Annotated in this window: 9 protein-coding genes; 4 read left to right on the top strand and 5 right to left on the bottom strand. The window is 60.2% G+C overall.

Annotation, left to right across the window (positions count from 1 at the left end):
- From VGL70_19920 to VGL70_19900, 5 genes are all read right to left on the bottom strand, one after another.
- Window positions 1-872: ethanolamine ammonia lyase-activating protein (locus VGL70_19920; GenBank protein HEY3305800.1), on the bottom strand; the 872-nt coding region annotated here is incomplete at its 3' end.
- A 61-nt stretch (window positions 873-933) separates the two neighbouring features.
- A complete protein-coding gene (locus VGL70_19915; protein HEY3305799.1) occupies window positions 934-1,635 on the bottom strand; it encodes an ABC transporter ATP-binding protein in 702 nt (233 codons plus the stop codon).
- Entirely contained in the window at window positions 1,622-2,407 is a 786-nt protein-coding gene (locus tag VGL70_19910; GenBank protein ID HEY3305798.1) for an ABC transporter ATP-binding protein, read from the bottom strand. The genes VGL70_19915 and VGL70_19910 overlap by 14 nt, the downstream gene beginning before the upstream one ends.
- 1 nt (window position 2,408) lies before the next feature.
- Complete coding sequence (locus tag VGL70_19905; GenBank protein HEY3305797.1) at window positions 2,409-3,680, bottom strand: branched-chain amino acid ABC transporter permease; 1,272 nt, start codon at window positions 3,678-3,680, stop codon at window positions 2,409-2,411.
- Between the two features lie 33 nt (window positions 3,681-3,713).
- Complete coding sequence (locus tag VGL70_19900; GenBank protein ID HEY3305796.1) at window positions 3,714-4,646, bottom strand: branched-chain amino acid ABC transporter permease; 933 nt, start codon at window positions 4,644-4,646, stop codon at window positions 3,714-3,716.
- Window positions 4,647-4,906: 260 nt separating this feature from the next.
- Here VGL70_19900 and VGL70_19895 point away from each other — a divergent pair, with 260 nt between their 5' ends.
- The 4 genes from VGL70_19895 to VGL70_19880 all read left to right on the top strand — a co-directional run.
- A complete protein-coding gene (locus VGL70_19895; protein ID HEY3305795.1) occupies window positions 4,907-6,433 on the top strand; it encodes an AsmA family protein in 1,527 nt (508 codons plus the stop codon).
- Window positions 6,434-6,460: 27 nt separating this feature from the next.
- Window positions 6,461-7,795 carry a YhjD/YihY/BrkB family envelope integrity protein gene (locus VGL70_19890; GenBank protein HEY3305794.1) on the top strand — a complete coding sequence of 445 codons (1,335 nt, stop codon included), beginning with the start codon at window positions 6,461-6,463 and terminating at the stop codon, window positions 7,793-7,795.
- 6 nt (window positions 7,796-7,801) lie between these two features.
- Window positions 7,802-9,100, top strand: coding sequence for an APC family permease (locus VGL70_19885; GenBank protein HEY3305793.1), 1,299 nt, complete (start codon window positions 7,802-7,804; stop codon window positions 9,098-9,100).
- A gap of 183 nt (window positions 9,101-9,283) precedes the next feature.
- Window positions 9,284-11,931 (top strand): SNF2-related protein (locus VGL70_19880; protein ID HEY3305792.1); only part of this gene is annotated, 2,648 nt, incomplete at its 3' end.

The following is an 11,931-nucleotide window of genomic DNA, read 5'->3' as shown; positions in this document are numbered from 1 at the left end:
GGCGCGCGTCCGGGATTGAAATGCTGATGGAACCATTTCGCCGGCGGCACGAACAGGCTGCCCGGCTTCCAATCGATCCGCGCGCGCGGTTTCCCGGGCTCCCACAAAAAAGAATACCCTTCTCCGGAGAGAATGAGGATGTGCGCTCCGGGACCGTGCCAATGAGCTCGCGGATAGGTGCCGACGGGATACTCCTCGATATGCGCGGACATCGTGTTGGCGGAAAAATGGAGCAGGATGCCCCTGGCGCCTTGCCCGCGCGCGCTGTGCTCCATCAAGCGGAAGCCGGCGACGTCCGCGATGAAATTCGCGTCCCAGGTGCGATGACTCTCGACCTCTTTTCCCCGCCCGCTGAAGTAACCGTCTTCGCCGCCGAATCGATCGGAAAAAACAAAATGATTCTTGAAAACGAAATCCAGATTACGGAAGCGGTTGATCATGACCGGCGCGTCCGTCAAGGCGACGAAACGGGCCGGCGCGTCGCCCTGCGCGTTGAAATGTTGGCGCCAGGAGTTGAGCGGCGGAGAGAACATGCTGCCCTCCTGCCATTCAAAGGTCTGCTTGCGGTCGCCTTCCTGCCACACCGTCGTCGCGCCGCGGCCCTTGACGACGTAGATGAGCTCCTCGAAGAGATAGTGTTCGGCGAGCGTCTGGCCCCGGGCGGGAATCTCACAAACGTAAGCGTCGCAACTGCGCCCGGCGCCCTGCATGTTGATGAAAGCGCCCATCGCGCCCTTGCGCTTCCATCGTCCCAGCGCGACCGTTGTCAAATCCTCGACGCCGAGACCTTTATATACGGGAATCTCTTCGCTCCGTTGCCATAGCTCATACGGCGTTTGATCGGCGTACGCGGCCTGCCTGGTCAAATCCATGCTCGCTCACCCGCCTTCCGCGCGTTGGTGATCTTCACGGTCTTTTTTCGTTGCCAAACTTTCATCCGCCCAGATACGCCTGCCGCACCCGGTCGTTGCCGCTGAGCTCGGCGGCGCTGCCTTGGAGAATAATTTTTCCGGTTTCCAACACGTAGCCGCGGTGGCAGATCGCGAGCGCCATCGCGGCGTTTTGCTCGACGAGTAAAATCGTCACCCCTTCTTTATTGATCTCCTGAATCGTCGCGAAGATCTGCTCGACCAAGATCGGCGCTAATCCCATGGATGGCTCGTCGAGCAAGAGCAATCGCGGGCGCGCCATAAGGCCGCGGCCGATCGCCAGCATCTGCTGCTCGCCGCCGGAGAGCGTCCCCGCCTTCTGCTGTATGCGCTCCTTGAGGCGTGGGAAAAGAGCGAAGACACGGTCGATATCGCCGCCGATCGTATTCGCGCGCCGGGTGTAAGCGCCGGTCTTGAGATTCTCCAAAACCGAGAGGCGCGGGAACACCCTCCTCCCTTCGGGGACGTGCGCCACGCCGCGCCTGACGATCTCATGCGGCGGCAAATCTTCCAGCGGCTTTCCTTCCAGCTCGATCTTTCCCGCGCGCGGCTTGAGCAGGGCGGAGATGGTTTTCAAGGTCGTGCTCTTGCCCGCGCCGTTGGCGCCGAGCAAAGTGACCATTTCGCCTTGTGCTACCGTGAACGAGACGCCCTGCAGCGCGTGGATCGCGTCGTAGTAGACGTGCAGCTCGTCAACCTTGAGCATTCGCCTGCCACTTTCCACGGCCGAGGTAGGCTTCAATCACGCGCGCGTCGTTCTGCACTTCCTCCGGCGTGCCGTCGGCGATCTTCTCGCCGTGGTCGAGGACCGTGACCCGGTCCGATATCCCCATGACGACGCGCATGTTGTGCTCGATCAAGAGAATGCTCCGCACCTGGGCGCCGACGAGCTTCTTGAGCAGCGCCATCAGTTTCTGCGCCTCCGAAGGATTCATTCCCGCGGTCGGCTCGTCGAGGAGCAGGAGCTTAGGCTCGGACGCCAGCGCGCGCGCCACTTCGAGGCGGCGCTGCTCGCCGTAAGAGAGCCGCCGCGCCCAGATGTCTTCCCTCCCCTGCAGGCCGACCAGGCCGAGCAGATCCATCGCCCGCGCCCGCGCTTGCTTTTCCTCGGCGCGCGAGCGCGACTGGCGCAGCAGGACGTCCGCCAAGGTGAGCGGGATGCGCGCGTGCATCCCGACCAGAACGTTTTCCAATACGCTCATCTCGCCGAAGAGGCGGATGTTTTGAAACGTGCGGCAGATGCCGGCGCGCGTGATCCGGTCCGCGGTCGCGCCGCGAAGCGAGCGGTTCTGAAAACGGATCTCCCCCTCGTCCGGACGGTAGAGGCCGGTGAGGACGTTGAAGAGCGTGGTTTTGCCCGCGCCGTTCGGGCCGATCAGCGCGGCGATATGGCTTTCCTCGATCGCCAGATCCACGGCGCGCACGGCGGTGAGCCCGCCGAATTTTTTCGTGAGACCGCGGACCTCAAGCAGCGCCATCTTATTTTTCTCCGTCCGCGGTGAGCTTGGTCGAAGCACCCTGGCGCGGCGGCAAAAAACCTTGCGGCCGGTAGATCATCATTAAAATCAAAATCAGGCCGAACACCATGCGCTCGTATTTCGCCGGCTCGAACTGCGCTGGAATCTGGCTCAGATCGAAGTTGCCGAGGAGCGGGACGGAAAGAACGATGCCGGATTGTCGCAACGCGTTGAGCCACAGAGAAAGTCCTTTTAGGAGTTGCAGGTTCAGGATCGTCACGATCGTCGCGCCGAGGATCGCGCCGGGAATCGAGCCCATGCCGCCGAGAATCACCATGGCGAGGACGCCGATCGATTCCATGAACGTGAAGCTCTCGGGATTGATGAAGCCCTGTTTGGCGGCGAAGAGCACGCCGATGGCCGCGGCAAAAGAGGCGCCGACGGCGAAAGCGAGCAGCTTCATCCGCACCACGGGGATGCCCATGGCCACCGCGGCGACCTCGTCCTCGCGGATCGCCTTCCACGCGCGTCCGACCGGGGAATTCTCCAGCCGGCGCGTCACGAGAATAATGATCAAAAGCAGCGCGAGAACGAGAAAGTAAAAATAAACCGGGTAGAGCGCGGCCGGATCGGCGTTAAAGCCAAGAAATTCCAACAGCGGTTGGAAAAAGAGCGGCGGGCGCTGGATCGGCGTGATGCCCCTCGGGCCGTTGGTCAAATTGATCGGCTTGTCGAGATTGTTGACCAGCGCGCGCACGACCTCGGCGAACCCCAAGGTCACGATGGCGAGATAATCGCCGCGCAGACGCAGCACGGGAAGCCCCAAAAGAACTCCGGTGAACGCGCCGACGGCGACGGCGAGCAGGAGAAAAACAAAAATCCACGGCGGCGCGAGCGGAAAGTAGCCGCCGGATATGAAGGCGTTGGCCTGATGCGAGCCGAAGATCGCCCAGAGATAGGCGCCGATGGCGTAAAACGCGACGAAGCCGAGATTCAAGAGGCCGACGAAGCCGACGACGATGTTGAGTCCGAGGGCAAGCGCGACGAAGATTCCGATCTGGATGGCGACTTCGAGATAGTAGCCTTCGATCGTTCCCAGAAGCGGCATGAGGACGATCAAGACCGCCGCAGCGAGCGAGAGCTTGGCCGCGCGCGCGACCGGCGCATAGTAGATAAAAAGCAGCGACGCTTCGAAGAGCAGAAAGGCCGAGACCGAGCGCGGAAAGGAATAGACGAGAAAACTCGTCAGCGCGATGTAGGCAGCGAGACCGGCGGTAAAAATCCACTTTTTCACTTCATCCCTCATCCTTCAGCCTTCATCCTTTCTTCACGCTCCCTCTTCCCGCACCTTTTCTCCCAGCAATCCCTTGGGTTTAAAAATCAGAATCAATATCAACACCGCGAACGCGACGACGTCTTTGTACTCCGCGCCGAAGGCGCCGTCGGTGAGGAGCGCGAGATAGGAAGCGGCGAACGCTTCGAGAAGGCCCAGCACCAGTCCGCCGAGAACCGCGCCGGGAATGTTGCCGATGCCGCCGAGCACCGCCGCAGTGAAAGCCTTGAGGCCCGGACCGAAGCCGCTGTAGGGATTGATGAGACTGTAGTGCAGCCCGAACAACACGCCGGCGACGCCGCCCATCGCGCCGCCGACGAAAAACGTGAGCGAGATGATCCGGTTGACCGGGATGCCCATGAGGGCGGCGGCGTCCGGGTCCTGCGCGACCGCCCGGATCGCCGTGCCGAGCTTGGTCTTGTTGACAAATAAATAAAGGCAGAGGAGCATCGCGAGCGCGGTCGCGATGACGAGGATCGACTTCATCGGGATCTCGACGGCGGCGCCGAGAGATACATTCTTATCCAGGATGTCGAGCGTTGGATAGCTGAGATAAAAGGTGTTGCGCCACAGGCTTTCCAGGAGCCGGATAAAATCCTGGAGAAAAAACGACGCGCCAATGGCCGAGATCAACGGCACCAGGCGCGGCGCGCCGCGGAGCGGCCGGTAGGCCGCGCGCTCGAGCGTCACCGCCGCAAGCCCGCTCGCGAGCATGCCGGCGAAGATCAACAGCAACACGACGAACGCCGGGGAGAGCGCGGCCAGCGCGCCGGCGGATTCGAGGCCGAGAAGAAGCTCCGCGCCGACGAAAGCGCCGATGATGAAGATCTCGCTGTGGGCGAAGTTGATGAATTCCAGCACGCCGTAGACCATCGTGTAGCCGAGGGCGATCAGCGCGTACATGAACCCCAAGACGACGCCGTCCATGACGACCTGAAGAAATATTCCGGAAGAGAAATCCAATTGCGCTCCCGTTAAAAAGTTTTGTTATGCTAACAAATACCGCCCCGCATGGCTACCTCCCATCGTGTTCGTGTAACTTCGAAGCGGTTCTTCGAGCTTTCGTGTTCGTGTTCGCTCCTCCCTACGAGCACGATCACGGCACTTGTCCGATCACGAGCACGTTCCTGGTCGGGTTGACACAACAGTGAAGCATTAGTTAGGCTCCTTTAAAGGCGGAGGTTCGGATGAAAAAGCTTTTGCTGATTGTCATCGGCATCCTCGTATTGCTGCTCCTGGCGATCGTCGTGGTGCCGCCGCTGATCGACCTCGGCGCGTACAAGGGCCGCTATCTTCCTCTGGTCGAACAAGCGCTGCAGCGCAAGATGGACGTCGGCGAGATTCGTCTCAGGCTCGTTCCTTCTCCCGCTATTCGCCTTTCGGGATTGAAGGTCGCCGATAACCCTACCTTCTCCAAAGAGCCCTTCTTCACCGCCCAAGAGGTGAGTCTTCGTCTCAAGCTCGGGCCGCTTCTCGGAGGACGTTTCGAAGTTGACGAGTTTATTCTCGAAAAACCGGCTTTCAATCTGGTTAAAAAATCGGACGGCACGTTCAACTTCGCCGATATCGCCAAGAAGAAAGAGGACACCGCCAAGAAGGAGAAAAAGGAAGCGGCGCCCAGAGCCAAAGAAGCGGCAAGGCTGGCCCAGCTCGTCCCGACGCTGCTGCGCATCGAGGACGGCGCCGTCACGTTGCAGACCCAAGGACAAAAGCCGCTCCAGATTCGCGGCATCGAAGTGTCGCTCAAAGATTTCTCGGCGGATCGGCCTTTTCCATTTCGACTCGCCTTGAAAGCCCCCGGACTGAAGCCGGTCTCTCTCGAAGGCCAGTTGCGTTACGAGGAGAATCCATCGGCGCTCACTTTGAAAGACAGCCGCCTCAAAGCCGAAGACATAGCCTTTGCGGTGAGCGGCGCGGTCGCCGACCTGACCGGCGCGCCTAAAGTGAATCTCTCGCTCGTCAACGACAACTTCGACATCAAGCCGATCGTCCAGCTGCTCGCGGCGGCGGCGATCGTGCCCAAAGAGCTCGAAGCCTCGGGTCCTGTCGGCCTGCGCGTAACGCTCAACGGGCCATCCAACAACCTCGTGTCCAAGATCCAGAGCCAGATCAAAGAACTCAAGGTGAACGATAAGCGCGCGTTCAAGGGAACCGTCGCCGGAACCATCGATTTCACGGCGCCGCTCGGCGGCGACGCGCCGATCGTGCGAAAAATGCGCGGCAACGGCCGGCTGGGAGCGAAAGACGGCGAGCTCACCAACGTCGATCTGATAAAAAAGATCGAGCAGATCACGGGCGCGATCGGCATGTCCAAAGAAGAGCGGGGCGGCGCCACGACGTTCAAGACGCTGGAGACCGATTTCACCTTGGCCGGCGGCATCGCCGACTTCAAGCGCATTTATCTGCAGAGCCCGGTGATGGAGGCGAACGGAAGCGGCAAGATGCATCTCGAGCCGCAGACGCTGGACGTCGGCATCGAGGCCGCGCTTGCGTCCAACGTTTCCTCGCGGCTGGACAGCGGCAAAACGACGACGTTCATGAAAGACGACCAGGGGCGGGTCGTCGTGCCGCTCAAGATCACCGGACCGGCGAAAAATCCATCAGTGAATCTGGACAACGAAAAGTTGATGAAAAAGGGCCTCGGCCAGATGATGGAAAAGGGCATGCAAAAGGGCAAGGGGTCGATGTTCGAAGGGCTGTTCAAGAGAAAATAACCCGGCTTCCGCCCGCGGCGATCCCGGATGACTTCCAAAGAAAAGATTCAACAGCTCAAGAGCTTCGTCCAAGACGACCTCTTACACAGCGATCTCGCGAACCTCTCGCAATTCAGGCGAGAAGTTTACCGCCACGTCCGCATCTTTTTCGCCGCCGTCCAGGGATTCCTCGACAACCGCTGCCCGCTACAGGCGTCGGCTCTCACCTATACGACGCTCCTCTCGCTCGTCCCCCTGCTCGCTCTCATGTTCGCGATTCTCAAAGGCCTCGGCGTGCAGAACCAGTTGCAGCCAATCCTGTTGGAAAAACTCAGCGCGGGCTCCGAGGAGATTGTTCGCCAGATCATCGGCTACATCGACAAGACCGACGTCAAGGCACTCGGCGCGATCGGGCTCGCGAGCTTGCTCGCCACCGCTATCTCGCTCGTCGGCAACATCGAGCTGGCGCTGAACCGGATCTGGGGCGTGCAGCGCCCGCGCTCGCTGGGGCGAAAGTTCGCCGACTATCTGAGCGTGCTCTTGACCTGCCCGATTCTTTTCGTCGCCGCCCTCGGCCTCACGAGCTCGATCCAGAACGTGTCGATCGTCCAGTGGATCGTCGATCTTCCCGGCATGAGCCATCTGGTCTTGCTCCTCGCGGTCCTCTCACCCTACGTGCTGATGTGGATCGCGCTCACCTTCATTTACAACTACCTGCCGAACACGAGCGTGCGCCTGTCCTCGGCGTTTTACGGCGGCGTCATCGCGGGAACGCTGTGGCAGCTCGTGCAGTGGGGCTACATTCATTTCCAGATCGGCGTCGCCAAGTACAACGCCATTTACGGCGCCTTCGCGCAGCTCCCGATCTTTCTCGTCTGGCTCTACACCGGCTGGAACGTCGTCCTCTTCGGCGCCGTCATCTCCTTCGCCCATCAAAACCCGCGCAAAGAAGCGAAAGAGCTGAGCGTAGCCGACGCGCCGTATTCTTTCCGGGAAGAGCTGGGGCTCAAGCTCCTGTGGCTGATCGGGAAAAACTTCGACGAGGGCAAGGAGCCGTACAGCGCCGAAGCGCTGGCGCAGAAGCTCGCCGCGCCGGTGAAAATCGTGGGCGAGATCCTCGAGCAGCACTGCCGCGCGGGATTTCTCGTCGCCGCGGCCCGGGAACCGCAGGAGCATATCTATCTCCTCGCCAGGCCGCCGGAGAAGCTCCGATTCGACGAGGTGATCGAGGCGATGCGCCGATACGGCGGCGACGATCTCAAGATCAAGCGCGTCGAGGGAGAAGATGATTTGAAAAAAACTCTCGATCTGATCGCCGAATCGCGCCGCGAGGCCCTCTCGCACGTCACCTTGCGGGACTTTTTGTCGCAGAAAAGCGCGTAACTCCCGATGCAACCCCGTCGCACACTCGGCTTCACGCAGCTCGTCGCGCTGGCGTTCTTTTGCGTCGCGGGCGGCGCTTACGGCTTCGAGGACGCCGTCGGCGCCGGCGGCCCGATGATCGCGCTCCTGGCGATCATGATCGCGCCGTGGCTGTGGAGCTTTCCGACTGCGCTGATGACGGCGGAGCTTTCGACCGCGATGCCGGAGGACGGCGGCTACGTCCTCTGGGTCGAGCGCGCCTTCGGCAGATTCTGGGGCTTTCAGGAAGGCTGGTGGAGCTGGCTCTGCAGCTTCGCCGACAACGCTCTCTATCCGGTAATGTTCGTCGATTATCTGACGTATCTCAGAGGCGACATGACGCCGTCGGAGCGATGGTCGATCGGCGCGGCTCTGATCGCCGCGACCACATGGCTCAACATCCGCGGCACCTCCCTCGTCGGTACGAGCCTGGTCGTCTTCGGCGTGCTGGTCTTGGCGCCGTTCGCCGCCATGGTTCTTCTCGGCGCGCCTCAAATCGAACCCGCGTCGTGGACCGCGGGCGGCGGCAAGGGAGATTGGGCTTTGTTGCTCAGCATCGTCCTTTGGAACACGAGCGGCTGGGACAACGCCGGGTGCTGCGCCGGAGAAGTCCGAAAACCGAACAAGAATTATCCAGCGGCGATGGCCGTCGCCGTCGTGTTGGTAACGCTCGCCTACCTCCTTCCCGTCGCCGTCGGCGTCAGTGTCGATACGAACTGGGAGCAATGGGAGGAAGGTTACTTCCCGAAAGTCGCGGCGGCGATCGGCGGCGGCTGGCTCGGCGGCTGGCTCACCATCGCGGGGTTGATCAGCGCGGCAGGACTGCTGAGCGCGCTCCTCTGCACGTCGTCGCGCGTGCCATACGCGATGGCCGAGCGCGGCATGCTGCCCGCGCCGCTCAAAAAACTCCACCCGCGCTATGCCACGCCGTGGCTCGCGATTCTCGTCAACGCCGCCGGCCTCTCCGTGTTGATTCCTTTCTCGTTTCAAGAATTGGTGCAGATCGACATGTTTCTCTACGCGCTGGCGTTGATCCTCGAATTCGCCGCGCTCGTGTGGCTGCGCTTCAAAGAACCGGGCATGGCGCGGCCTTACCGGATTCCCTTCGGTGCGCCGGGCGTCATCGCCCTCAGCGCTCCGCCGGTCCTTCTGTGCATGGCGAGCATCGCGCTCGCCGACGGACCGACAAAATGGACCGGCATCGCCGGCATCGCCATTGGCCTTGTAGTTTATCCGTGGTTCCGCACACCAGCGGAGGCGACGCTGGCGTCCACCTCGGCTTCCTAGCCGAATCAGAGCACGTTTTTCCCCTTTGCCAATTCCAAATTTCCTTGTAGAATCGACCCATTTCGCACCTTCGTCCGACCCAGCCGCCCCCACGAGATCCAGTGAGCGGGGAAGATTTGGAATGATGCCTTGTCATGATGCGGGATCTAATTCTTGGTTATTTAATCTTCCGGCGCTCGTAAGATGAAGCAGTTGGATCTAACTCCCTACCACGCAAAATATTACGCCTTTGAACTCACGAAGCGTTGCCCGATCGACAGCGTGGAGAAACTTGCCGGCGCCCTCGTGGATGCCCAGGTAGACCTGAACCCTCATCAGATAGAAGCTGCTCTGTTTGCTTTCCGGTCGCCGTTTTCGAAGGGCGCGATCTTGGCGGACGAAGTCGGGCTCGGTAAAACGATTGAGGCCGGCCTGGTGATCTCCCAAAAATGGGCGGAACGCAGCCGGCGGGTCCTGGCAATTGTACCGTCGAATCTCCGCAAGCAATGGCATCAGGAACTGACCGAGAAGTTTTTCCTGCCTTGCCGTATTTTGGAAACCAAGTCTTACAACCACGAGATCAAGCAGGGCAATTTCCACCCGTTTCAGGCGAGCGAGATTGTCATCTGTTCCTATCAGTTCGCCCGCAGCAAAGCCGCGGATATTGGTACGACCCCTTGGGATCTGGTCGTCATCGATGAGGCGCACCGGCTGCGCAATGTCTATAAGCCGGCTAACGTCATTGCGAACACGCTCAAACAGGCCCTGAAAGATTCGCGCAAACTGCTTTTAACGGCTACTCCGCTCCAGAATTCATTGCTGGAACTGTTCGGTCTGGTAAGTTGCATCGACGAGCACACGTTTGGCGACCTCAAGAGTTTTCGCGAGCAGTTCGCTTACCTGAATACCCAAGCGGTCTTCAACACCCTCAAAGCTCGGCTCCAGCCGATCTGCCACCGGACACTCCGCCGTCAGGTGCTGCCCTACGTGCGCTACACGAAGAGGCTTCCGATCGTCCAGCATTTTACGCCGGAAGAGAGCGAAGACCGCCTATATAACCTGGTGTCTGATTATCTTCGTCGAGACAATTTGCAAGCGCTGCCCGCGAGCCAACGCACGTTGATGACGCTCGTGTTGCGCAAACTGCTGGCGTCGTCCACGTTCGCGATCGCCGGCGCGCTTGAATCGCTGAGCCGCCGGCTTCAAGCCCGGCTAAAAAAGCAGGAGCAACCGCAGTCGCTGGAAGAAGAACTGGAGCAGGATTACGAATCGCTGGATCAAACAGCCGAGGAATGGCCCGAGGGAGAAGTTCCTGAGCCGTTGTCGGCTGAGGATCGTAAGGCGATCGAGCGCGAGATCGCCGATTTGGAACAGCTCCGGCAACTAGCTGTTTCGATCACGTATAACGCCAAAGGGAAAGCCTTGCTTGTGGCGCTCGACAGAGCGTTCAAGGAAGCTGACCGGCTCGGCGCGGCCCGCAAGGCGCTCGTGTTCACCGAGTCGCGCCGCACACAGGACTATCTGCTGCGGGTACTTACCGACAGTCCTTATAAGGACAGCGTTGTTCTATTCAACGGCTCCAACAACGACGAAAAATCCCGGAATGTTTACCGGGACTGGGCTGAGCGCCACGCCGGGACTGACCGCGTAAGCGGCTCACGAACAGCGGATATGCGTTCGGCGTTGGTGGATTACTTCAAAGAGCAAGGACAGATAATGATCGCGACGGAGGCAGGAGCGGAGGGGATCAATCTCCAGTTCTGCTCTCTGGTCGTAAACTACGACCTGCCGTGGAACCCGCAGCGAATCGAGCAGCGCATCGGCCGCTGTCACCGCTACGGCCAGCAGCATGACGTGGTGGTGGTCAATTTTCTCAACCAGAAGAACGCAGCCGATCAGAGGGTCTTCCAGCTCCTTGCTGAAAAATTTCAGCTCTTCGAAGGCGTCTTTGGCGCCAGCGACGAAGTGCTCGGCGCCATCGAGTCCGGCGTGGACTTTGAAAGACGGATTGCAGACATCTATCAACGATGCCGCACGCCGGAAGAAATCAACGCCTCCTTCGACACACTCCAGGGCGAACTCAGCGCGCAGATCGACGAGGCCATGACCCGCACCCGCCAACAACTCCTCGAGAATTTCGACGACGAGGTTCGAGAGAAATTGCGCGTGAGCGATGAAAGCTCGCGACAGTATCTAGCTTACTTCGAGCGGATGCTCATGCGGCTGACGCGACACGAGTTAGACAGTAATGCGGAATTTGTCGGCGACTCTGCCTTTAGACTCAAGGCGTGCCCGTTTCACGGAGATATTCCGTTAGGTCTATACGAGCTGCCGCGCCGCACCGGCGAGGCGCATCTTTACCGCCTGGGCCATCCTCTGGCGCAGCGAATTTTGGAACAAGCCAAAAGTCGTTCGCTCGCGCCCGCAGAAGTGATTTTCGAACTCAGCCGGCACACGGGCAAGATCACCATCCTAGAACCGTTCTTAGGTCAGTCCGGTTCGTTGACGCTCGCTCTCTTCACCGTCGAGTCGCTCGATCAGGCCGAAGATTATCTGATCTTCGCTGCCGCAACGGACAAGGGTGATCCACTAGACGAAGAAGCCGCCCGGCGCTTGTTCGCTGTGCCTGCTCGCTTCGTAAGTGAGCGGCCAAGCATTGATACGCCACAACTAGAAGAGATTCTCCGCCAGCGTCAAGCGGCGATCCAGCAGAATATCTCTCAGCGCAACGCCGCCTTCTTCGAGGCCGAGGCCGAAAAGCTCGACGGCTGGGCAGACGATTTAAAAGTCGGCTTGGAGCGCGAGATAAAAGAATTCGACCGCCAGATCAAAGAAGCCCGCCGCGCCGCCAC

This window comes from Candidatus Binatia bacterium, from assembly GCA_036504975.1.
Classification (GTDB): domain Bacteria; phylum Desulfobacterota; class Binatia; order UBA9968; family UBA9968; genus JAJPJQ01.
The sequence above is the reverse complement of the archived record's forward strand: the minus strand, read 5'-3'. Positions and strand labels throughout refer to the sequence as shown.

Bases quoted from the DNA above. Each gene is read 5' to 3' on its own strand.
- VGL70_19915 (HEY3305799.1), bottom strand. From the start codon at position 1,635: ATGCTCAAGGTTGACGAGCTGCACGTCTACTACGACGCGATCCACGCG.
- VGL70_19910 (HEY3305798.1), bottom strand. From the start codon at position 2,407: ATGGCGCTGCTTGAGGTCCGCGGTCTCACGAAAAAATTCGGCGGGCTC.
- VGL70_19900 (HEY3305796.1), bottom strand. From the start codon at position 4,646: ATGGACGGCGTCGTCTTGGGGTTCATGTACGCGCTGATCGCCCTCGGC.
- VGL70_19895 (HEY3305795.1), top strand. From the start codon at position 4,907: ATGAAAAAGCTTTTGCTGATTGTCATCGGCATCCTCGTATTGCTGCTC.
- VGL70_19890 (HEY3305794.1), top strand. From the start codon at position 6,461: ATGACTTCCAAAGAAAAGATTCAACAGCTCAAGAGCTTCGTCCAAGAC.
- VGL70_19885 (HEY3305793.1), top strand. From the start codon at position 7,802: ATGCAACCCCGTCGCACACTCGGCTTCACGCAGCTCGTCGCGCTGGCG.